Raw genomic sequence first — 24,805 nt, forward strand, 5'->3', positions numbered from 1 at the left:
AGGATCGCTCAAAATGCCACGGCCCCGGCGCAACCGCGCCGGGGCCGTGGCGTCGCTGCCGGGAGTCGGTCAGGCCTGCCCTCCCCGGCGGGCCGCCGCGCGCTGGGCCCGGCGCGAGGTGGGAACGGCCGGGGCGGTCGTCCCCGTACCCTCCCCCGGGGCCGGGTCAGTGGCCGGGGCGATGCCCATCAGGTCGGCGAGGTTGTCCGCGAAGGAGCGGATGGTCGGGAACTCGAGGAAGGAGGTGGCCGGGACCTCGAAGTCGAGTTCCTCGCCGAGCTTGGCGACGACCTCGATGAGCACCAGCGAGTCCAGGCCCAGATCGAAGAGGTTGCTGTCGAGGGGGGCGAGGTGACGGCCACCGAGGACCTTGCCGATCTCCTCGGTGAGGTAGTCCGTGACCAGTTCGACGTTGTGGTGCGGGTCGGCCGGGTCGAAGCGGGCGATCAGCCGGTCGCCCGCCGATGCCGGTGCGGTCGGGGTGGCGTGGTCGCCGGGTTCCACCCAGTGCCGCCGCCGCTCGAAGCGGTGGGTGGGCAGGGGCACCCGGCGGATGTCCCGGCCGGCGTGCACGGCCGCGAAGTCGAGGTCGGCGCCGAGCACCCACTGGTCGGCGGCGAGGGTGAGCAGGTGGGTGAGTCCGCAGGGTTCGCCGTTCTGCGGGGCGAGGTGGACCGCGTGCCGGCCGGTGCCGTCGAGGAGCGCGTCCAGGGCGCCCAGGTCGGCAGTCCCGGCCCAGTTCCCGGGTTCCCGGCTCTCCTCCTCCGTCATCCAACGGCCGGTGCGCGGCGACACCACGGGCAGCCGGGGCGGAGCGACACTGACGGGAGCGGTGCCGCGGGCCAGGGCGAGGGCGTCGGACAGCGGGAGGGCTTCGGTGAGGGCTGCGGCCACGGCGAGGCCGGTGCCCGTGGCAGCGAGGCCGGCCGGGGTGACGCCCCAGGCGGTAAGGGCGGTGGCGAGGGCGTACTCATGGCAGAACGCGGTGACTTCGCCGTCCTCGGTGAGCAGGGCCTCGCCCTCCCCCGCGCGTCCCAGGGCGGCGGCACAGGCGTCGGCGGCGTCCCGGTAGGCGGGAACCGACCGGTACAGCTCGGCCGTGTCCGCCGGGTCGGCGCCGGTTCCGGTCAGGACGAGGACGGGGGCGCCGGGCTCGCGTCCGGTCACGCCCGCACGGATTCGCTCCTCGTCGCCGAGGGCGAGCGCCATGGCGGCGGAGCGGGTGCTGCCGGCGACCAGGGCCAGCCGGTGGGGGTGGGCGCGGCGGCCGAGGGCGAGGGTCTGCGCGACGGCGGCCAGGTCGAGGTCGGGGCGGGCCCGCAGCTGGCGGGCCAGGGCGGCACCGGCCTGCTTCACGGCTTCCTCGGAGCGGGCGGAGAGGACCAGGAGCTCCGGCTGACGGCTGCCGGGAGCCTCGATGCGGTCCGGGGCCTCCTGGAGGATCACGTGGGCGTTCGTACCACCGATGCCGAAGGAACTGACGCCCGCCCGCAGCGGGTCGTCGCCGGACTTCCACTCGGTCTTCTCGGTGTTGACGAAGAACGGGCCGGCGGCGAAGTCGATGTCCGGGTTGGGCTCGGTGAAGTGCAGGCTGGGCACCAGGGTGCGGTGCTCCAGCATCAGCGCGGTCTTGATCAGGCCCGCCATGCCGGCGGCCGTGTCCAGGTGCCCGATGTTGGTCTTCACCGAGCCGAGCGCGCAGTACCCGGTGCGCTCGGTGCCGTGCCGGAACGCCTCGGTGAGCGCGGCGACCTCGATGGGGTCGCCCAGCGGCGTGCCGGTGCCGTGCGCCTCGACGTACCCGATGGTGTCCGCCTCGACGTCGGCGACGTCCTGGGCGTCGGCGATGACGGCGGCCTGCCCGGAGACGCTGGGCGCTGTGTAACCCGTCTTGGTGGAGCCGTCGTTGTTGATGGCGGAGCCCTTGATGACGGCGTGGATCCAGTCGCCGTCGGCGAGCGCGTCCGGCAGCCGCTTCAGTACGACCGCTCCGGCGCCGCTGCCGATCACGGTGCCGCGGGCCTCGGCGTCGAAGGCGCGGCAGTGGCCGTCGGGCGAGAAGATCATGCCTTCCTGGTACTGGTAACCCTGGTTCGGCGGGCTGAGGTGCACCGCGCCGACCAGCGCCATGTCGCACTCGCCGCCGAGCAGGGCGAGGCAGGCGGTGTGCACGGCGACCAGGGAGGTGGAGCAGGCGGTGTTGATACTGACGCTCGGGCCGGTCAGGTTGAGCTTGTAGGACACCCGGGTGCTGAGGAAGTCCTTGTCGTTGGCGAGCATCAGCCGGTAGTGGTCCACGGAGGACGCGGCCCGGTAGCGCTCGCCCAGGTTGTGCAGCAGGTAGGTGTTCATGCCCGCGCCCGCGTAGACGCCTATCCGGGCGTCGGTGCGCTCGGGGTCGTACCCGGCCCGCTCCAGGGCCTGAAGCGCGCATTCCAGGAAGACCCGGTGCTGCGGGTCGAGGATCTCGGCCTCGTCGTGGGTGAACTGGAACAGCTCGGAGTCGAACAGGTCGGTGCCGGGGATGGTCTGGGCGGCCTTCACGTAGCGCGGGTCGGCCAGCCGGTCGGCGGGCACCCCGGCGGCGAGGAGTTCCTCGTCGGTGTAGCGGGTCAGCGTCTCCCGCCCCTCGCTGAGGACCTCCCAGAAACGGTCGACGGAGTCGGCGCCCGGGAAGCGGCAGGCCATGCCGATGATCGCGACATCGGAGTCGGAATGAGTCATGGTGGTTCTCCTGGTGGGGGGTCTCAGCTCAGCCGGATGCCGAGGTCGGCGGCGACGGAACGCATGTCGAGGAAGCTGCCGGCGACGAACCGGGCGGCGTCCTCGGAGGCGTCCATGCGCTGGAACAGCTCGACGAGGCTGCGCTCGTGTTCCTCGCGGTCGCCCTCCCCCGCTGCGATCTCCAGGACGACCTTGCCCAGCCGCTCCTCCACGTCCGCGAGGTCGAGCGAGCGCGGGAACTTGATGCTGAAGGTGTTGCGGTCGTAGGAGGCGTTGCGTTTGACGGACCGGACATGGCTGGCCGCGTTGAGCTTGTAGAACATGCAGTCGAAGTTGCTGAACGAGTAGTAGTTCAGGAGCGGGAAGAGGGTGCAGTGCGTCTCCAGCGGTGACGACTGGTACAGCCCCTTGGCGCGCAGTTCCTCGACGATGCGGTCCGGGTCGTACTCGTGCCGCATGGCGATGAACGGGAAAACGATCTTCGGCAGGTTCTCCTCGTCGAAGAGGAGTTCCTCCAGCTGTCCGCCGAACAGCGTGTCGGTGAGCCGCTCGCCGAACGTCTTGTAGAAGCCGCGGACGATCTCCTTGACGTTGGACTCCATGGTGAGGATCTGCTGCGGGTCGGCGCACAGCGCGATGTAGGGGATCTTCCGCTGGTACGCCATGAGGATCGCCCGCAGCACGAAGAAGGTGCGGCAGGAGACGCAGGGCAGCTTCTCGTCGAGGTACTTGCCGGGCTTCTTCGGCGCGGGGCGGTTGAACACCTCGCGCATCATCAGCTTGATGTTGTCGTCGTCGGCGTCCAGGACGAACGTCGCCGGGATCTTCTCCCGGGCCAGCGCGATGTTCTGGGCGGCGTGCACACTCTCGAAGGGCACGTCGAACGTGAAGGCCAGCACCCGCTTGCCGTACTCGTTGACGAACTTGTCAAGCATGTACGTGCTGTCCTTGCCGCCGCTGTACATGAACAGACAGTCGTACTCGCCGTCGCCGGGCGGCGCCTGCTGGAACTCGGTGAACGCCTCGCTGGTGTAGCGGTAGTTGACCAGCAGGTCCTCGGCGAAGTCCAGGTTGCACAGGTTGCACACCCCCTGGTCGTCGAGCATCACCCCCGGATGGTCGGCCTTGAGCGAGCAGACCTGGCAACTGGACACGAAAACCCCCTGGGGAACGGGACGGATCTGGATGTGCGGTGTGCGTGGCGAAGGGGTGGCGACCGGTCATGAGCGGCGCTGCCTCCGGTCGCGGCGGCGGGCCAGCGCGGAGACGTCCCGGGAGCGCTGGGGCCTGGGCACGGCGCCGTCGGTGGTGCCGGAGACATGGGCCGCCATGGCGCGTACCGTCGGGTGGGCGAACATGTCGAGGCGGGTGGCCTTCAGGCCGAGCCGCTCACCCAGCGCCGCCACCACGGACGTCAGGCGCAGCGAGTCGCCGCCGGCGTCGAAGAAGTTCTCCTCGGCGCCCACCGCCTCCAGGCCCAGCGCCTCGCACCAGACCTCGGCGATGCGGCGCTCCAGGTCGGTGCGGACGGCCTCCGTGCCGCCCGCGGTCCGGGCGACGTCCGGCTTGGGCAGGGCCTTGCGGTCGACTTTGCCGTTCGGGGTGAGCGGCAGCTTCGGCAGGACGACGACGGCCGACGGGACCATGTAGGCGGGCAGTCGCTCCCCCAGGGCGGCGCGCAGCCCGGCGGTGTCCGGCGCGCCGGACGGGCCGACGGCGTAGGCGACCAGGCGGCGTTCGCCGGGCCGGTCCTCGCGGACGACGGCGACGGCGGCGGTGACGCCGGGGAGCCGGCGCAGGGCGGACTCCACCTCGCCGAGTTCGATCCGGTAGCCGTTGAGCTTGATCTGGCCGTCGATCCGCTCCAGGTACTCCAGGCGGCCGTCGGGCAGGTGCCGTACCAGGTCGCCGGTGCGGTAGGCGCGGCCGGTGCCGCCCTCGGGGGCGGGGACGAAGCGTTCGGTGGTCAGCTCGGGTCGGCCGAGGTAGCCGTCGGCGACGCCGTCGCCGGACAGGAGCAGCTCGCCGGGGATGCCGGGCGGGACGGGCACGCCGCGCTCGTCGAGGACGTGGCAGCGGGTGTTGCCGATGGGGCGGCCGATGGTGACCGGCTCGCCGGGCCGCACCCGGTCGACGGTGGACCAGATGGTGGTCTCGGTGGGGCCGTACATGTTGTACAGCGCGCCGACGCGTGGGGCGAGCCGGTCGGCCAGCTCGGCGGGCAGCGGTTCGCCGCCGCACAGCGCCTTCAGCTGCGGATCGCCGGTCCAGCCCGCGGCGAGCAGCATCTGCCAGGTGGTCGGGGTGGCCTGGAGGACGGTGGGTGCCGACTTCTCGACGCGCTCGCGCAGGGCGACGCCGTCGGCGGCCACGGCGGCGGAGAGGATCTCCACGGTGCCGCCCCGCACCAGCGGCAGGTACAGCTCCAGGCCGGCGATGTCGAAGCACACGGTGGTCAGCGCCGACAGCGAGTCCCGGGAGCCGAAGCCAGGCCTGCGGGCCATCGTCCACAGGAAGTTGACCAGCGCCCGGTGGCCGACCTGGACGCCCTTGGGCAGACCGGTGGAGCCCGAGGTGTAGATGACGTACGCCGGAGTGTCTGGGGCGGAGCGGTCGAGGGGGGCGGCCGGTACGACGTCCCGTGCGGTCGCCAGGGCGGTGGACACCACCACCGGGGTGACCGGGAAGTCCGCCAGGGTGGCGCCCAGGGGCTCGTCGGTCAGGACCAGCCGGGTGCCGGAGTCCTTCAGCATGTGGCCGATGCGGGCGGGCGGGTAGATGGGGTCGATCGGGACGTAGGCGGCGCCGGTGCGCAGGACGGCGAGCAGGCTGACGAGCAGTTCGGGCGAGCGTTCCAGGTAGACGCCGACGACGCTGCCGGGGCCGGCGCCCAGGCCGGCGAGGTGGCGGGCCAGCCGGTCGGCGGCCTCGTCCAGCTCGCCGTAGGTGAGCAAGCTGTCCTCGAAGCGGACGGCGGTGGTGTCCGGCGCGGCGCAGGCGATGTCGGTGACCAGCCGCGTCACGGTGGACTGGCGCGGGTACTCCTCGTCGGTGGCGTTCCACCGGCCGAGCACCAGCTCCCGTTCCTCGGGACCGAGCATCCCGACGGCGCCGAGCGGGCGATGCGGCTCGGCGGCCGCGGCGTCGAGGAACACCGCGAAGTGCTCCGCGAGCCACGCCTCCTGGTCGGCGGTCAGCTCGGTGCCCGCACAGAAGCGGACGGCCCCGGTGGCGTCGATACGGACGGTCAGCGGCCGGTCGGCCGGTTCAGCTGACTCGATCGGCTCGATCGGCCTGTCGGGGAGCAAGACGGCGACGGGCAGGCGGGTGCGGGCGGCGCCGGCCAGGGCCGGGTGGCGCAGCGGGACGTCGCGGCGGTACGGCCTCACGTCCCGGAGCCGGTCGAGTTCGGCGCCGACCAGCTCGGCGAGGTCCGGCAGGGTGCGGTCGAGCAGCCCTTCGGGGGCGCGCAGCGGCAGCTCGGGCGTCAGGATGCGGGCCGCCGCCGGAGAGGGCGCGGGCGGGGCGGATATGGCGACGTCACGCTCACCGCCGCGTGTGAGCCTGGCGAGGAAGGCCAGGACGGCGGCGAGGGACAGCTGCTCCGGATCCCCTCCCCCGGCCCGCAGGGCCTCGGGCAGCGGGACCGCGCCCGCGGGGCGGGCGACGGGAAGCAGGCGGCCGAACCTGGGCGGGAGCACCGGCTCCAGCGACTCCAGGGCGCGCAGCCAGCGCCGCTCCTGACGGTGCGCGGCGCGTGCGGCTTCGGCCAGTTCGGCCGCGGCCGTGTCCGTGAGGTGCGGGAAGCGGCCGCCCAGTTCCTGGGCCAGGGCCACCGGGTCGAGCCGTTCGCCGGACAGGGCGGCGAGGTCGGTGAGGCGGACATCCCGGTCACCGGTCGCCACGGTGAGGGCCTCGGGGCCGAAGGCGACGACAGTGCCGGGCTCGCCGGTGGACAGCCGGTCGGTGACCTCCACGGCGCGGACGGCCAGCAGGTCGTCGCCGAGGGCCAGCAGCGCCGTACCGAAGTCGTTGCGGCGGCGCCCGAACGCGGTCGACCGCACCAGCGCGTCCAGTTCGGCGGCCGGCTGCCGCCAGTCGAACACGCCCGCCCGCGGCAGCCCGTCGTACCGGCCGTGGTAGGTGCGCAGGTCGAGGTCCTGCGGGGTGCGGGTGGCCGTGCCGGAGGCGAGTTCGTCGACGAGTTCGGCGAAGGACTCGATGCCCGCGTCGAAGCAGGCGACGTCGAGATCGTGCACCGTGGCCGCCGGATCGACGGGCACGGTGCGCTGCTTGAGCACGTCACCGGTGTCCGCCTCGCGGTTCATCACGTGCCAGGTGACGCCGTGCTGCTTGTCGCCGTCGAGGATGGCCCAGCTGGTGGCGAAGAGACCGGCGTGCCGGGGCAGCGGACCGTCGTGGAAGTTGACGGGCAGCCGGGCCGGCAGCGCGAGCACCTCCTGAGGGAGCATGCGGAGGTTGGCGATGCTGAACAGGTAGTCGAAGCGCAGCGGCGCCAGCCGGTCGGCGAGGTCCCGGCCGAACGGCACGGCGGGCAGCCCCTCGCCCTGCGCCCAGGTGAGCAACTCGTCGGACGGGGACACCACGGCGGCCACCGTGTGCCCGCGGGCCAGCAGCAGCCTGGTGCACTCGACGAGGAGGGCCTCCTCGCCGATCACGACACAGCTGAACGGTTCGAACGGTTCGGCAGTCATCGTCCGCCTCCTTCGGACTCCCCGCGTCCGGAGAGCAGTTCGGCCAGCAGCTCATCGACGGCTGCGTCGGACAGGGCGGCGACCAGGCGCTCGGCTTCGTCGGCCGGGGCAGGTGGGGGCTCTGCGGGGTCGGTGGCAGGAGCAAGGGCGTCGGGTGCCTGGGCGCTGAAGTGGTCGGCCAGCTGCCGGATGGTGATCCGCTCGAACAGGAGGGTCGCCGACTGCGGTCCGTACACCGCTTCCAGGCCCCGGGTCAGTTCCAGGACGACCAGCGAGTCCACGCCGTAGTTCTCGAAGGTGAGGTCGGGGTCGAGCTGGTCGGGGGTCATCTCGAGGACGCGGGCGAAGACCTCCGTCACCTGCTTGAGCGTGTCGTTGTCCGGGGAAGCCGGGACCGGGGCGGCAACAGGAGCCGCGAGGGAATCGGGGGCCGTGGCCGGGACCGGGTCCGGCCCGGTGACGGGCACCACGCCGTCGCTGACGGCGGCGATGACGCTCTGGAAGGCCGCTCCGGCCTGAGTCGTCGGCGCCGCCGCGCTGATGTCCGTGAAGCCGCAGGCCGCCAGGACGTCCCGCCACTGCCGCTCACTCGCCAGCGGGGAACGGGACATGCGCTGCTCGGGGTCGGCGAACAGCCACCAGCCGGACGTCAGGCCGAAGATCAGCGCCAGCTGGTGCCGGACCCGGGTGCCCTCCACGAGCAGCAGCGTCCCGCCCCGCCGCAGCAGCCGCTTGGCGTGCGTCAGTGGGTCGGACAGCCGCCGGGTGGCGTGCAGGACGTTGGTGCCGAGCACCACGTCACAGGTGCCGGGCGACAGGCCCTGCCCGGTCGGGTCGGCCTCGATGTCCAGCACCTCGAAGCGGGCGAAGGGGTACTCGGCGCCGAACCGGCTCCTGGCCTTGCGGACGAAGGCCGGGGAGATGTCGGTGAAGACGTATTCGACCGAGTCGCCGTAAGGGGCGAGCGCGGCGAGCACGGTCGCCGTCGTACCGCCCGTCCCGGCACCGACCTCCAGGATCCGCACCGGTGTCGTGGGGTCGGCGGCCCGGCGTGCCCGGACCTGCCCGACCACGAGTCGCGCCACCTCGGCGTTGCAGCGGTCGGTGACCGGGTCGCCCCGGTAGACGGCTGCCACGCGCTCGGTGGAGCCGTCGGGGAAGAGGATCTCCATGGCGGGGCGGCGGCCGGTGAGCACGTCGGGCAGCGCGGTCAGGCAGTCACGAAGGAGCGTGACGACCGGTGCGAGGGCCGGATGACGTTCCGTCAATTCATCCAAAACCCATACGGGCTCCGCCTCGGCCTGGACCGTACGGCCCGCCGGACGGACGCGGCCGCCGTCCGTGACCGTCAGCCAGCCCGCCTCCACAAGTATGTCCAGCTGGGCCTGGAACAGTTCGGCGTGCTCGGGCACCACGCCCAAGCGGGCGGCGAGTTCCTCCCGCGAGCCCTCCCCGGTGGCCCCGCCCGCGCCGAACAGGCCTGCCCGGTGCAGCACCGACGCCAGCAGGTCCTCCGCCAGTCGCTCCACCTCGGCGACCGCGCGCTGGTGCGCGACCAGCTCGTGGTCGGCGTCGGGCGCGTCCGGGAAGCAGACCTCGGGCAGCGGGCCGGAGGTGTCGCCGGGGAGCACGCTCAGGGTGCGGTCGGGGTCGATGCCGAGGTGGTCCAGGACGGGCCGGTCGGCGTCCAGGGTGAACACCTGGGGCAGGTCGGCGGCGAGGGTCCGCTCGACGACGGTCATGCCCCGCTCGGCGGTCAGCGCACGGATGCCGGCGGTCTCGAAGCGGCGCAGCACCCGCTCGCGCTCCGGGTCACCGCCCGCGTGCCAGTAGCCGAGGTTGAGCACCCGTACCGGGAAGGGCAGGGTGCGGGCGGCGTGCAGGGCGTAGGCGTCGGCGAAGGCGCAGCCGGCCGCGTAGCCCGCCTGGCCGTGGTTGCCCTCGAAGACCACCCCCGAGGAGTAGAAGAGCGCGAAGTCCAGCGGTACGTCGCGCACCGCGTGCAGCAGGCTCCAGGCGGAGCCGGTCTTGCACTCCAGCGCGGTCCGCAGCTCCGCCTCCGGCAGCTCCCGCAGGACCTGGTTGACCAGCACCATCGCGGCGTTGATCACTCCGTGCAGGGCGCCGAACTCGCGCTCGGCAAGGCGGACGGCCTCGGTGAGCGCGGCCGGGTCGGTGGCGTCGAGAGCGAGGTGGCGGACCTCGGCGCCGGCCTGCTGAAGTTCCGCGATCGTCTGCCGCCTGGCCTCGTCGAGCGGGGAGCGGCCGACCACGATCAGCTTCGCCCCGTAGGTGCGTGCCAGGTGCCGGCAGGTGTCCCGGCCGACCGCGCCGAGGCCGCCGACGACCAGGTAGACGCCGCCCTTGCGGAACCGGGGCGCGGCGGCGGGCAGTTCGACCCGCTCCAGCGTGCGCACGCGACGGACGCCGGCCCGCAGCGACACCGGCACCGGCCGGGCCGGGAACGGCTCCGCCACGATCGCGGCGGCGGCGCGGTCGGCCTCCGCCGCGCGCACGTCGACCAGCGACACGCTCAGGGTGGGGAACTCTTTGGCCGCGACGGTGGCGAGGCCCTGGAGCCCGGCCGCCCACGGGGAGGAGCCGTCGCCGGCCTCCAGCGGGTGGACATCCGTGGTGACGACCTTCAGACGCGTCTCGCGCGCCAGAGCGCCGTGCCGGTCCAGGGCCCGCACCAGGCGGTACAGGGCGACCGGTCCCCGGTCGGTCAGGGCCCGCAGCTCGCCGCGGTCGACGGGCTCGGGCCCGGGCGCCGTACCGAGGAAGTAGACGAGGTCGGGTGCGTCGGATCCGGCAAGGGCACGGTCGACTTCGGCGTCGGTGAGGCCGGCCGGACCGATCCGCAGCCGCCGTACGTCCGCGTCGTGGTGGGCGCGGGCGATGCCGGTGGCGGGCTCGGCGTCCAGCCGGTCCCCGACCAGGAGCACGCTACGGGCCGCTTCGACACGGCCGTCGGCGGGCCGGGCGGTCCACACCGGCCGGTGCACGACCACCGCGGACGGTTTGGCCTCCCGGTAGGTCAGGCCCTCGAACCGCACCCGTACCGCGCCCGCGTCGTCGCAGAGCAGCACCTCGTAGCGGTCGGTCCCGGTCTGGCGGACGTACGACCAGCCGGTCGCCGGGACCGGGCCGAAGACCTCGACGCGGTCGGCCGCGAACGGCAGCATCGGCCGGGCGTGCTCGCCACGGCGGCGGACCAGCAGGGCGGCGACGGTGTGCAGGGCGGCGTCCAGGACGCCCGGGTGCAGGGCGTGCGCCGGGTCCCTGCCCGCGGCCTCGCCGATCCGGCCGAGCACCTCGTCCGCGCCGGTCCACACTTGCCGGACGCGGCGGAAGTACGGCCCGTACGGCAGCCCCTGCCCGGCCAGTGCTCGGTAGAAGGCGCCCGCGTCGGGGCCCTCGTCCAGGCGAGCGCGCAGCGCGGTCACGTCGAGGGGGGCGGGCGCGGCGGGGGCGTCGGCGAGGCGACCGTAGGAGCGTACGACCTCGTCGGCGCCGCGGACCTCGTACCGGTCGCCGTCGAAGGTCACCGCGACCGGTTCCTCGTCCCCGGTCACGGCCAGCGGGACGACCCAGCGGACGTCCGCGCAGGCCCGCCCGGTCAGCCCGCCGCTCGCCTCGGCGACGAGGTCCAGGTGCCCGACGCCCGGGAGGATCGGCCGCCCGTCCACGACGTGGTCGCGCAGCACCGGCTCGTCGGCGGCCAGCTTGCGCCGCCACACACGGTTCCCGGGGGTGGTGGGCGCCGACGTGGTGTCGAGCCAGTGCCGGACCCGCTCGAAGGGGTACGTCGGCAGGGGCACCCGGCGGCGCCCGGCGGGACGCAGGCGCTCCAGCAGGTCCCAGTCGACGGTGACGCCGGACACCCACAGCCGGCCGAGGAGGTCGTCGGCGCCTGCGGCGATCTGGGCGGCCAGGAATTCCTCGGCGCCGGCGCCCTCGGTCAGCAGATCGGCCAGGGGCGGGTGTTGTTCGACACGGCCCCGGTGCAGCCACTGGCCGCCCTCGCCGCGGCTGACGGCGGCGAGCTTGTCGGCCGCGTCCGCGAGGTCGGCGGCGACGAACGCCCGCCGCTCGGCGAAGGGTTCGCGGCCCACCCGCAGGGTGTGGGCGACGTCCGCGAGGCGCAGGCCGGACGGGGCGGCGGCCAGGGCGCGGCTCAAGTCGGCCGCGTAGGCGCGGAGCCGGTCCTCGTCGCGGGCGGAGAGGACGATCAGCTCCGGGGACTCGGGCCCGGTGGGTGCGGGCTCGGGCGCCAGGTATTCCTCCACGATGACGTGCGCGTTGGTGCCGCCCGCGCCGAAGGAGCTGACGGCGGCACGGCGCGGCAGCGGGCGGCCGTCGGCGTCGTAGGCGCGCGGCCAGGGCGCCGTCTGACGCTGCACGGTGAACGGCGAGCGGTCGAAGTCGATGACCGGGTTGGGTTCCTCGGCGTGCAGCGTCGGCAGCAGGGTGCCGTGCCGCAGCTGAAGGACGGCCTTGGTGAGCCCGGCGATGCCGGCGGCGCCCTCCAGGTGGCCGATGGCGGACTTCACCGAGCCGAGCGCGCAGAACCCGGTGTCGTCGGTGTGCCGGGCGAAGGCCTGCGCCAGCGCGGTGTGCTCGATCGGGTCGCCCAGGGCGGTACCGGTGCCGTGCGCCTCGACGCAGCCGATGGTGCGGGCGTCGATGCCCGCGGCGGCCAGCGCCTGTTCCACCAGCGCCTGTTGGGCCTGCGGGTTGGGCACGGTGTAGCCGCCGGTACGACCGCCGTGACCCACGGCGCTCGCGCGGATCACGGCGTGCACGGTGTCGCCGTCGCGGACGGCGTCCGACAGCCGCTTGAGCACCACCGCGCCGACGCCCTCGCCGGGCACGTAGCCGCTGCCGCCCGCCCCGAAGGCACGGCAGCGGCCGTCCGCGGACAGCATCGTCTTGCGGCTGAGGTGCACGTACTTGTCCGGGTGGACGGCGACGTTCACCCCGCCCGCGACGGCGTACGAGCACTCGCCGCGGCGGATGCTCTCGCAGGCCTGGTGCACGGCCACGAGGGAGGCGGAACAGGCGGTGTCCACCACCACGCTCGGGCCGCGGAAGTCGCCGAAGTACGAGACCTGGTTGGCGATGGAGGAGCGGTTGGCCAGCACCACCTGGTGGTTGCCGCGCGCGGACTCCGTGGCCGCGAGGATCGCGTAGTCGTCCCACATCACGCCGACGAAGACTCCGACGTCATGGCCCTGGCCGCCGAACCGGGGCGCCGGGATACGGGACGGCGGGTAACCGGCGTTCTCCAGCGCCGACCAGGCCGTCTGGAGGAAGAGCCGCTCCTGCGGGTCCATCGTGCGGGCCTGCTTGGGCGCGATCTGGAAGAACAGCGAGTCGAAGGAGTCCACGTCCGACAGGAAGCCGCCCCAGCGGCTGTAGCTGCGGCCCGGTGCGGCCGGGTCCGCGTCGAACAGGGCGTCGGCGTCCCAGCGGTCGGCGGGGACCTCGGTCACGCAGTCGCGGCCCTCGGCGAGGTTGTGCCAGAACTCCTCCAGGGTGTCGGCCTGGGGGTAGCGACCGCTGATGCCGATGACGGCGATGGGCTCGTCGTCGGCCCGGGGGGCGGGCGGGGTGTGCGGGGCCGGAGCGGGTACGGGTGCGGGCACGGGAGCCGTGTCCTGCTGCCGCGGCTCGGTCTCCTCCGGGAACTCGGCCTCCTCCGGGAACTCGGTCTCCTCCGGGAACAGGCGGGTGACGGCATCGGCGTGTTCGGCGAGGACGTGGTCGGCCAGTTCGTCGACCGTCCGGTACTCGAAGAACACCGTGCCGCGCAGGCCCGGGAAGTCCTTGCCGAGCAGCGAGTTGGACTCCATGACCAGGACGGAGTCCAGGCCGTAGTCGTCCAGCGGGACACGGCTGTCGAGGCGTCCCACGGGCAGTTTGAGCACGCCCGCGAGGACGCCGCGCAGGTGCTCCACCAGCCGGTCCCGGCGGGCGGCGGCGGTGGGCGCGGCCGGGACGGGTGCCGGGGTCCGTGCGGGTGCGTCCGTCAGGGCCGCGTCGATCGCCGCCGGGTCGCCCCAGGCGGGGACGAGCCAGGAGGCGCCGGGGGCGAAGGAGCGCGTGAAGAGGTCCAGCCCCTGGTCGGAGGTCAGTGCCCGCATCCCGGTGCTTCGGGTGTACGCGGCCAGTTCCACCTCCCGGACCAGCCCGTCGACCCCGCCGACCGCCCACAGCGGCCAGGCCAGGGAGAGACTGCGACCGTGCCGCTCGCCCCGGCGCACCCGCGTGTCCCGGAGCACCGTGAAGAGGTCGGCGAAGCGGTTGGCGGTGGCGTAGCCGGCCGCGCCGAAGTCGCCGATGAGGGAGGAGACGGAGGCGAACACGACGAAGAGGTCGAGGGTGTCCTCGCCGGTCAGCCGGTCCAGGTGGACCAGGCCGTGGGTCTTGGCCGCGAGCAGCCGGGAGAACCGCTCCCGGTCGCCGTCCGCCCGGCCCTCGTCGGCGACGCCCGCCAGGTGGAACACGCCGTGCAGCGGGCCGAACCGGTCCCGGGCGGCTGCCAGTGCCGCTTCGAGTTCGTCGGCGCGGGCTACGTCGGCGCGCAGGGCGAGTACGTCGGCACCGAGGCCGGTGAGCGTGCGGTGCCAGGCGCGGGCGCCGTCGTCGGGCTCGGAGCGGCCGATCAGCACCAGCTTGGCCGCGTGGGTGCGGGCCAGGTACTCGGCGAGCACCCGGCCGATGGCACCGTTGCCGCCGGTGACGACGTACACACCGCCCCGGCGCAGGGGCGGTTCGGCCGAGGCCGAGGGTGCCGTCCCGTCGATCGGGCGCAGGGACCGTATCTCCCGCTCCCCGGAGGCGGTACGGCGGACCTCGAGACCGGCGGCGCGGGGTGCGGCGCGCAGTTCGGCCGCCACGGCCCGGGCGACCTCGGCGGCCGGGGCCGCGGCGTCGACGCCCAGGGTGAGCAGTTCGAGGCGGGGCGCGGTCGGCGCCGTGGAACGGGCGAACCCGGCCAGGGCGGCCCACTCGGGCCGGTCCCTGCCGTCGTCCTGCGGGTGCACCACCAGGCACCGGACGCGGCCCGGCAGCGCCTTGGAACGGACCGCGTCCAGCACGTCGAGGACGGGGGCGCAGGCGCGGTCGAGGAGGTCGGCCGGTGAGGTTTCGCCCGCCTCGGTGTCGGTCAGCGCGGCTACGACGGCGAGGTCGAGCCCGTCGTCCCCGGCGAGGGAGGCGAGCGCGCCGGTGCCCTCGCCGACGGTGACGACGCGCCGCCACGCGCCGGTCGCGGCCAGGGCGGACTCCAGCTCGGGGTGGCGGCCCAGCAGGGCGAGGGTCCCGGCAGCGCTGCCCGGTTCCGGGATGGAGACGGGGCGCCAGTACGGCTCGTAGAGGCGGGGCTCGCCGGGGGCGGGAGCCGGTTCGGTCGGCGCGGTAGGCTCACTCGGCGCGGCCTGGGCGGTCCGCGCGGTCGCCGCAGGCGACGCGGCTGCCGCAGTCGCCCGAGTCGGCGCGCTCGACGCCGTCAACGCGCTCGGCGCCGACGGCGTACGCCCGGCGAAGTCCCGCGCCGTGGCCAGCACGCGGCCCTCGTCGTCGTACACGGTCAGATCGAAGCGGCGCACGCCCGCCGACTCGCCGACCAGCCGGGCGTGGGCGTGGCAGACGCCGGGCAGCGGAGCGAAGACGTCCAGGGCACCGAGGCTGAAGGGGACGGCGAGTTCACCAGGGCGCGGTGCGGCGGACCGGCCGGTCCAGTGGCAGGCCCGCAGGGCGCCGTCGAGGAGCGCGGGCGGCAGCTCGGTACCGGTTGTCGAGTCGGTGCTCAGCCTGACCAGCGCCTCGCCCGTGCCGGCCCGGATCTCGTCGATGACCTGGAAGGAGGGGCCGTAGGCGAATCCGGCGCTCTCGTAGTCGCCGTAGGCGGTGGGCCCGTCGCGTACGACGGACAGCCGGGCGCGCAGCGCGGCGAGGTCCTCGGCGGCCGGCGGGACGGCGGGGGCCGGGACGGCGGTGCCCCGGGCGTGGGTGATGCGCGCGGCGCCGGTCCCGCTGTACACCTCGAAGGCCAGGCCGGTGCCGTCCGGGCCGAACGAGACGTACAACTCCAGCTCGCCGTGGGCGAGTTCGACGGCCCGTCCCCACACCACCTCGCGCACCGCGTGCCGGACGCCCGGCTCGGCGAGCGCGGCGGCGGCGCGGACGAACTCCAGGGTCGCAGCACCCGCGAGCAGCGGCCGGCCCTCGATCACGTGGTCGCGCAGCAACGGGTCCTGCGCGCGCAACGTCTTGCGGAAACGGACCTCGGCGACGGTGGACTCGTTGGCGTCGACCAGCGGATGGGGTGCGGCCGTGCCCAGGTCGGCGTCGAGCGGGATCCAGTGGCGCTCGGCGGCGAACGGGTACTGGGGAGCGCGCACCCGGCGCGGGGCGGGACCGGGCCGGCCGGCGTGCCAGGCGGCCCAGTCCACGTCGGCGCCCCCGAGCCAGCGGCGGGCCATCTCGCCCAATTCGCCGCCGGCGGCGAGGTCGGGGGCGGGCTCGCCCTCGGCGAACCGGCACAGGGCGGCGACGAGTTCGGCGCCGTCGGTGACCGCCACCGCGAGCCGGGCATCGAGGGCCTCGCGGCCGACCTGGCTGGTGAAGCACAGGTCGGGGAGCGGCACCCGCTCGGTCTGGACGAAGCGGGCAGCCCGGTCGGCGTAGGCCCGCAGCCGCTCCTCGTCGCGGGCGGACAACAGGAACAGCACGGGCTCGTCGGCGCGCTGCTCGCCCGCCGGTACGTCGGTGACCGGGTCGGGATTCGGGGACTCCTGGAGGACCAGGTGCGCGTTGGCGCCGCCCGCGCCGAAGGAGCTGAGGCCGGCGCGGCGCGGCCGGTCCGCGTCGGGCCAGGGGGACAGTTCGCGCTGGACCCGAAACGGGGAGCGGTCGAAGTCGATGTTGGGGTTCAGCTCGGCCGAGTGCAGTGAGGGCACCAGCGTGCGGTGCCGGAACTGCAACAGCACCTTGGTCAGTCCGGCGATGCCGGCCGCAGACTCCAGGTGCCCGATGTTGGACTTGACCGAGCCGATCGGCCACGTGCCGGGCGTGGCCTCGGCCGAGTCGTAGGCATGCGTCAGGCCGGTCAGCTCGATGGGGTCGCCCAGGGCGGTGCCGGTGCCGTGTGCCTCGACGTAGCCGATGTCCCGTGGGGTGACGCCCGCCTGTTCCATCGCGGCGGTGGTCACCCGCTGCTGGGCGCGCGGGTTGGGCACGCTGTAGCCGTTGGTGCGGGCGCCGTGGTTGACGGCGCTGCCCAGGATCACGCCGTGGATGCGGTCGCCGTCGGCCAGTGCCTGCCGGTAGGGCTTGAGCAGGACGGCGCCGACGCCCTCTCCGGGCACATAGCCGTCGCCGCCCGCGCCGAAGGCACGGCAGCGGCCGTCGGAGGAGAGGAAGCGGCCCTGGCTGAGGAAGGCGAACTTGTACGGATGGACGGAAACGTTGACGCCACCGGCGATCGCCAGCTCGCTCTCGCCGCGGCGCAGACTCTCGCACGCCAGGTGGATCGCGGTGAGCGAGGAGGAGCACATGGTGTCCAGCGCCATGCTCGGGCCGGAGAGGTTCAGGGCGTGGCTGACCCGGTTGGCGATGGTGGCGAAGGACGAACCGGTGAGCGGCCGGCCGCCGCGCAGGGCGTCCAGGGCGCCGTGGAACTGGTACTCGCCGTACATCACGCCGACGTACACGCCGACGGGCGCTCCTGCCAGGTCGGTACGGCGGTATCCGGCGTCCTCCAAGACATGCCAGGCGTTCTGCAGGAACAGCCGCTCCTGGGGGTCCATCAGTTCCGCCTGGCGCGGGGAGATACCGAAGAAGAGCGGGTCGAAGCGGTCGACGTCGCGCAGGAAACCGCCCCACCGGGTGTGGGCGAGGCCGGGCGCCGCCGGATCGGGGTCGTACCAGCGGGTGCTGTCCCAGCGGTCGGTGGGGATCTCGGTGACGCAGTCGCGGCCCTCGACGAGGTTGTGCCAGAACTCCTCCACGGTGTCGGCCTGGGGGTAGCGACCGCTGATGCCGATGACGGCGATCGCCTCGTCGTCCTCGGCGGGCTCGCCGACAGCCGTCTGTCGGGTGCGAAGGACGGTGCGCGCCGGGCGGGAGCCGCGGTCCACGGCCGTGGTCGTGGTCGTCACCGGGGCCTCAGCCGTGTCGCCGCCGCTCAGCTCGCCCGCGTGGTGCGCGGCGAAGTAGTCGGCGAGTTCGCTCAGGGTGGCGTACTCGAAGAACAGAGTCTTGGACAGGCCCTCGAAGTGCCGGTCCAGCTCGCGGTTGAGCTTGGCGATCATCAGCGAGTCGATCCCGTACCGCTCGAACGGGTCGTTCTCGGCCATCTCGGCCGCGTCCAGCCCCGTCTCGGCGGCGATCAGCTCGCGCAGCAGCCGCAGGGCCCGCGTGCGGGGGGGCGTCCCCCTCGACGACGGCGGCTACGGCCGTCCGGGCCGCCTGGGCGACGGGCGCGGTGAGCGCGGTGGTGATCTTCCGGACGTCCCCGTGGGCGGCGACGAGCGCGCCGGAGGTGCCGAGGGCCTGCTCGAACAGGGCGAGGCCCTCCGGGGTGGGCAGGACGCCGAACCCGGTGCGGGCGGCGAGGTCCGTGGCGGCCTCGGTGCTCTGGCGCATACCGCCGTCGGCCCACATCGGCCAGGCGATCGCGGTGATACGGCCGTGCCGCTCGGCGTAGGCCTCCAAGTAGGCGTTGGCGTACGCGTAGTCGGTCTGTCCGGCGCTGCCGATGTGGGCGGCGATGGAGGAGAAGGCGACGAAGAAGTCCAGCGGGTCGTCGGCGGTGGCCGCGTCCAGGGCGCGCAGACCGGCCACCTTGGGGGCCAGGACGGCGGCGAAGTCCTCGGCGGACTTGGTCAGGGCGAAGCCGTCGCGCAACACGCCCGCCGCGTGGACGACGCCGTTCAGCGGACCGAACTGCACACGGATCGAGGCCAGTTGAGCCCTGACGGCGTCGGGGTCGGACACGTCGACGCTGCGGTAGGTCACCCTGGCGTCGAGGTCGGGGATGGTCGGCCGTTCGCTGCGGCCCAGCAGCACCACGTGGGCGTCGGCCCGGGCGAGCAGCCAGTCGGCGACAGCCCGGCCGAGTCCGCCCGCGCCGCCCGTGACGACGTACACGCCGCCGTCGCGGACGGTGACCGGCGCGGCGGCCGGGGCAGGCTCGGCCTTGGGGACGCGGCGGCCCTGCGAGGTGTGCGCGACTTCCGGGTCACGGCCGTGGCCGGACAGCTCCGCGGCGAGCGCTTCGGTCTCGGGCACGCCCTCGGCGAGGCCGACGACCTGGACTTCGAGGAGGGGGTTCTCCGCCCGGACGGTCCGGGCGAAGGCGGCGAGGGCGGCGCGTTCGGGACGAGGGCCGTCGGTGTCATGACGGTGGAGCAGGAGCACGCGTACCGGTGCGGTGGGGCGGGCGGCGAGGAGCCGCTGGACGACGTGCAGCGCCTGCTCGGGCGTCGGTTCGTCGACGAGCACGACGTCCGGCGCGGCGGCGGGGTCGGGTTGCGCAGTGACCGTGTCGACGTCCGGCGCGGCGGCGGGGTCGGGTTGCGCAGTGACCGTGTCGACGTCCGGCGCGGCGGCGGGGTCGGGTTGCGAGGTGACCGTGTCGACGCCCAGGCCCGTGAGGTGACCGGTGAGGTGCTCGCGGCGGCCCGGGTCGGCGGCGACGACGGCGGCTGTGGTGCCGACGGGGGCGCCGGTGTGCTCGGCGGGCGCGTCGGTCCAGCGGCGGACCAGGAGGGCCGACTCGCGGGCCTCTCCGAGGACGCGCACGGCGAGGTCGTCCAGGCGGGCCAGCACCTGGCCGTCGGCGTCCACGACGGTCAGGTCGGCGTGCGCGGTCCGCTCACCCAGCCGGCCGGCCGTCACGTGCACCCGGCAGGGTCCGGTGACGGGGGCGTGCACGGTGAGGTCACCCAGGGCCAGGGGCAGGAAGCCGTCGGCCGTGTCGCCGTAGGCGCGGGCGAGCAGGACGACCAGGGCGTGCAGGGCGCCGTCCAGGAGGGCGGGATTGAGCGCCGCGCCGTCGAGCGAGGCGCCGTCGGGCAGGTCCAGAGTGCCCAGGGCCTCCCCCTCGCCGAGTCGGACCTCGGTGAGCGCCCGCATCCGGGGGCCGTAGTCCAGGCCGTGGGCGCGCAGCGTGTCGTAGCAGTCGGCGTGGGCGACCGGCTCGGCGCAGCGGGCGGCGACGGCCGCCAGGTCCACCGGGGCGGGCCGCTCGACCGTTGAAGGGTGGATCTCGCCGGCCGCGACCACTTGCTCGTCCGCGGTGAGTTCAAAGCCGACTGTGTCGCGCTCGCGCCACAGCCGGACCAGCGCGGTGCGCGGCCCGGAGGCGTAGGACAGCAGCTGTTCGAAGGACACGCCGCGCAGCCGGACCGGTGCGCCGAGCGAGAGTTCGCCCGCCGCTCGGACCAACTCCAGCTGCCCGGCCGCGGGCAGGACCGGCTCGGCACCGACCCGGTGGTCGGCGAGGTAGAACTCCGTGCCGGTGCGGGAGCTGCGGTAGGCGAGGGTGTCCAGGGTGGAGGTGTTCTCGTCCAGCAGGGGGTGCGGGCCGGGGCCGGTGAGCTGTCCGGCGGTAGCGGCGGCGATGTCCGTGCCGGTGACCCGTCCGGCGGGGGCGGCCGCGCTGTCCGGGCCGGTCAGCCAGCAGCGGCGGCCCTCGAAGGGGTACGTCGGCAGCGGGACGCGCCCGCGCTCCTCGCCCTCGAACCAGGCCGCCCAGTCGACGTCCACTCCCGCCTGCCAGGCGCGGGCCACCGCATCCCAGGGTCCGTCGGTCACGCCGAGGGCGACACCGCGCACCTCGTCGTGTGCGCCGCGCACCGGGATGCGCGCACGACGGGCGGGCCGCACCTCGCCCTCACCGGTCAGCGCGTCCGCGAGCGGCAGCGCGCCGGTGACACAGGCGGCGAGCCGGGCCGCGAGCCCGTCACCGTGCACCGCGACCGGCGTGATGCCCCAGCCCAGCCACACCCTGCCGAGCGCGTACTGCACGGCGAACGCCCGCCCCCGCTCGCCCAGTTGCCCGGCACCGGCCGCGAGTGCGGCCTCGTAGTGCCCGGTGAAGGCGGGCTCGTCGGCGCCCCACTTCTCGGCCAGCCGCGCCGCGTCCGGGACGTCCTCGGCGAAGACGAACGACACCTCACCGGTGCCGGGCCGCTCGGGAACCGGGGCCTCGCGCAGGGCCCGGGCGAGGGCGGCGCGGTCGGATCCGGTGACGGCGAGGCGGTACTCGTGGGCGCGGCGGCCCACGGCCAGCGTGTAGGCGACGTCGGCCAGGGAGCCTGGGTCGTCGCCTTGAAGGTGGTCGTCGAGGTGGCCGGCCAGGTTCCCGGCGGCCGTGGCCAGCGCGGTCGCCGTACGGGCGGACACCACCAGCACCTGCGACGGGCGCGAGGCCCCGGTGACCGGGGCGGGCGGAGCCTCCTGGAGGACGGCGTGCGCGTTGGTGCCGCCGATGCCGAAGGAGCTGACGCCCGCGCGCAGCGGCCCCTCCGTCGTCCAGGGCACGGTGTCCGTGCTGACCTTGAAGGGGCCCGCCGCGAAGTCGATGGCCGGGTTGGGCGTCTCGTAGTTGATGGTCGGCACCAGCGTCCGGTGCCTCATCATCAGCGCCGTCTTGATCACACCCGCGACACCGGCCGCCGCGTCCAGGTGGCCGATGTTGGACTTCACCGAGCCGATGGCGCAGAACCCGGTGTCGCCGGTGGCCTCCCGGAACGCCCGGGTGAGCGCCGATACCTCGACCGGGTCGCCGAGCCGGGTGGCGGTGCCGTGCGCCTCGACGTACCCGATGGAGCGCGGGTCGACGCCGGAGACGGTGTGCGCCTCGCGGATGACGGCGGTCTGCCCGGCGGCGCCGGGCGCGGCGAAGCTGACCTTCCCGGAGCCGTCGTTGTTGGTCGCCGTGCCCTTGATGACGGCGTGGATGGTGTCCCGGTCGGCGATCGCGTCCTGCAGGAGCTTCAGGACGACCACGCCCACGCCGTTGCCGAGCACGGTGCCGCCGGCGTCGGCGTCGAAGGTGCGCACGTACCCGTCCTGGGACAGGATCGCGCCCTCCTCGTACAAGTACCCCTTCGTCTGCGGCAGTTTGACGGTGACACCGCCCGCCAGCGCCATGTCGCACTCGCCGTTGACCAGGCCCTGGCAGGCCAGGTGGATGGCGACGAGGGAGGTGGAACAGGCGGTCTGGACGGCGTAGCTCGGTCCCTTGAGGTCGAGCTTGTACGACAGCCGGGTGGCCAGGAAGTCCTTGTCGTTGCCGACCATCACCGCGAAGTGGCTGGAGGTGGTGGTCTGGTCGACGTGGGGCAGGACCTGCTGCTGGAGGTAGGTGTTGATCGCCGCTCCGGCGTAGACGCTGATCAGCCCGTCGTGGCGGCCCGGGTCGTAACCGGCGTGCTCCAGCGCGGCGTGGCCTGCCGTCAGCAGGATCCGGTGCTGCGGGTCGGTGATCGCGGCCTCGGCCGGAGTGAACTCGAAGTACCCGGTGTCGAACAGGTCCACGTCCGGGATGATCCCGTGGGCCGGCACGTAGCCCGGGTCGTCCAGCAGCCGCTGGGGCACCCCCGCCGCCGCCAGTTCCTCGCGGCCGAAGCGGGTGATGCCCTCGCGGCCCTCTCTCAGCAGGCGCCAGAAGGAGTCCAGGTCGTCGGCACCGGGGAAACGCCCGGCCATACCGATGATCGCGACATCCGTCTCGGCGGCCTGGACCTCGTGGCTGCTCACTGGCCCGATCTCTCCCTTTCGTGTGCCCGGTGTGCCTGTCCCGGTGCGGACGGGCGGGCGGTGGCTCTGGTACGGGTACGGGCGCTCGGCCCGTGCGTGCTACGGCGGTGACGGTGGCCGGGAGTCAGCCCGGCGGGCGGAGGTTCACAGCCGCCGTCTTCCGGCGGGGCGGGCTCACCGGCCCGTCTTCCGGCGGGCGGGGCCTTCTTCGCGGTGAGCCCGGAAGCCGTCGCCTGGGCGCGTTCGCGCAGTTCGGCGAGGGCTGCGCCGGGCTGCCCGGCGATCTCCGCGAGCAGCCGGTCGTAGGTGCGGGCCATCCGCTCGGCGGTGCCCCCGTCGCACAGGCCGGTGCTGTACTCCAGGTAGCCGCCGAGGCCGTCGCCGCTCTCCCGCACGACGAGGCCGAGGTCGTACCGGTCGGTGCCGACGCCGGTGCGCACCTGCGACGCCGCCGCCCAGGCGACGAGCGGGGGGTCACGTCCAGGCGCATCGCCGACATGTCGACGAAGTAGCCGACGACGCCTTGCAGTTCGGCCCAGGACCGGCCTGCGACCGGGGAGCCGATGACCGGCTCGTGATCGTCGGTGTGGCCGCCGAGCAGCGCGGCGAAGGCCGACAGCAGGGTCATGTACGGAGTGACACCGGCGTCCCGGCCGAGCCTTGGGAGAAGGCGGGTCCCGGAGCGGGCGGCGCCGTCCACGAGGAGTTCCGTCAGTGCCCGGGACGCCTGTCCCGGGTCGTGGCACACGACGGCGAGCCGGTACCGCCGGCTCCTGTGTCCCGCGGTCGATGTGCGGACGGCCTCGGCGAGTTCAGCTGCCGGGAGCCCGCGCAGCCGGTCGGAGGCGACGGCAGCCGGCGCCCGGACCGTTCCGGCGGGGAGGACCACCGGATACGCACGGCCTCCGTCCACGACGGCAGTCGACGACACTCGCAGCACCTCCCACATCCACGGCGGCCCTCCGATGGTGCGGGCCCACCTAAGTTGTGGTTTCAAGAGTCGTTACGGGTGCTTCGGTCGTCACCACCCAACCGAGTAGAGCCGACAACGTTTCCTCCGGCAAAGAAGCTACTCATTCAGGTGGTTTAGAAGGCGGGAGGCCTCTTGGTGCGAGGCTGCGCACGCGGCGGTGACCGCACTGGTGGCGGGCCAGGGTTTCACCCTTCCCACACGCCGGGCACCAGCTCACGGACCCGCACCGGCCGCCCCGTCTCGAAGCACCGGTTCGCCGCGAGTCCGACGGCGAGGGCGAGGGCGCCGTCGCGTTCGGTGGCCGTCGGGTGAGCCGTCGCACCGGTGTCCGTCGGCTGATCCGGGTCCACCGGGCCGAAGAGCGCGTCGAGCATGCGTGGGTCGCCGCCGCCGTGGGCCTCGTGGACGGTCACGAGCGGGACCTCCACCGGTGGCCGCCACAGCGGACGCAGGGTGAGGCGTGCCCCGCCCGCCTGCTCGGCGGCCGTGTCGCCGTGCAGCGCGCCGCTGCCCGAGGTGATCCGGCCCCGGGGCGGCTGCCAGCGGCTCTCCTCCACCTCCAACTCCAGGCGGCCCGCACTGCCGTTGAACATCACCCGGTAGCCCTCCCACGGGGAGTAGGCCGTCAGGTGGTACGTCATCGTCGTGCCCCGGGTGTGGCGCACCAGGACCGCCATGTCGTCCTCGATGGTGACGGGCCCGTCGAAGACGTTGCGGTCACGGACGTAGCCGTCGTCCTGCTCGGCGTCCAGGTAGAGGGCGCGCAGGGTGTCGTCGGCCGCGAGGTCCAGGGCGAAGGGGTCGTCGGCGGCCGGGGCGGCGCCGTGGGCCCGGTCGTAGTCCCGGCGCAGTCCGTGGCGTTCGCCCGCCTCACGGCCGTAGAAACCGAGCCGTCCGTAGCCGAAGACCTCCTGCGGCTCGTCGGCGAGCCACCAGTTGACCAGGTCGAAGTGGTGACTCGACTTGTGCACCATGAGGCCGCCGCTGTTGCGCTTGTCCCGGTGCCAGCGGCGGAAGTAGTCCGCGCCGTGCCGTACGTCGAGCAGCCACTCGAAGTGGAGGGACAGGACCTCGCCGATCGCGCCGTCGGCGAGCAGTGAGCGGACCTTCTCGTGGACGGGGTTGAAGCGGTAGTTGAAGGCGACGGTCAGGGAGTTGCCGGTGTCCCGGACCGTGTCGAGGATGCGGGCGCAGCGGTCGGCGTCGACGGTCATGGGTTTCTCGGTGATCACCCGGCAGCCGGCCTTCAGTGCCGGGACGATGTAGCGGTCGTGCTCGGCGTCCACGGTGGTGACGACGACCTCGTCGACGGCCTCCTTGACGAGCATGTCGGTGAAGCTCTCGGGCTCCCACTCGGAGGCGACGGGCTCACCGGCCGCGGCCAACAGCCCGTTGTGGAAGGCCATCCGGGTGGGGCTCGGATCGCAGAGGGCGGTGACGAGGTGGTCCGGGCGTTCGGCGAGGGCACGGGTGAACATCTGGGCGCGGTGACCGGTGCCGACGACTGCTGCGCGGTGACGGGTGGTTCGGCTCATGGAAAGCGCTTCCCCCGCGAGGGAGCCGACTACGCCCGGTGGCTTGATCGCATCGCTCGGCCGAGACGGGTTCCCCTGCACAG

At 73.9% G+C, this 24,805-nt stretch carries 6 protein-coding genes and 1 pseudogene; all 7 read right to left on the reverse strand.

The window, feature by feature from the left end:
* Positions 1-69: 69 nt before the first annotated feature.
* Positions 70-2,724: a beta-ketoacyl synthase N-terminal-like domain-containing protein gene (locus tag Q4V64_RS02865; RefSeq protein ID WP_124436998.1), complete on the reverse strand. Its 2,655-nt coding sequence runs from the start codon at positions 2,722-2,724 to the stop codon at positions 70-72.
* 23 nt (positions 2,725-2,747) lie between these two features.
* Positions 2,748-3,878, reverse strand: coding sequence for an OzmP (locus Q4V64_RS02870; protein ID WP_124436999.1), 1,131 nt, complete (start codon positions 3,876-3,878; stop codon positions 2,748-2,750).
* Between the two features lie 66 nt (positions 3,879-3,944).
* Positions 3,945-7,439, reverse strand: a complete 3,495-nt coding sequence (locus tag Q4V64_RS02875; RefSeq protein ID WP_124437000.1) for an amino acid adenylation domain-containing protein — start codon at positions 7,437-7,439, stop codon at positions 3,945-3,947.
* Entirely contained in the window at positions 7,436-17,803 is a 10,368-nt protein-coding gene (locus Q4V64_RS02880) for an SDR family NAD(P)-dependent oxidoreductase (protein ID WP_216377519.1), read from the reverse strand. The genes Q4V64_RS02875 and Q4V64_RS02880 overlap by 4 nt, the downstream gene beginning before the upstream one ends.
* Before the next feature lie 355 nt (positions 17,804-18,158).
* Positions 18,159-22,163 (reverse strand): annotated as a pseudogene (locus Q4V64_RS02885) (SDR family NAD(P)-dependent oxidoreductase); the annotation flags it as partial.
* Positions 22,164-22,210: 47 nt separating this feature from the next.
* Positions 22,211-22,654, reverse strand: a complete 444-nt coding sequence (locus Q4V64_RS02890) for a hypothetical protein (RefSeq protein ID WP_253266657.1) — start codon at positions 22,652-22,654, stop codon at positions 22,211-22,213.
* 718 nt (positions 22,655-23,372) lie between these two features.
* Positions 23,373-24,722 (reverse strand): Gfo/Idh/MocA family oxidoreductase, encoded by a 1,350-nt coding sequence (locus Q4V64_RS02895; RefSeq protein WP_124437002.1) that lies wholly within the window; start codon positions 24,720-24,722, stop codon positions 23,373-23,375.
* Positions 24,723-24,805 lie beyond the last annotated feature (83 nt).

The sequence above is a fragment of the Streptomyces sp. NL15-2K genome, from assembly GCF_030551255.1.
GTDB lineage: Bacteria > Actinomycetota > Actinomycetes > Streptomycetales > Streptomycetaceae > Streptomyces.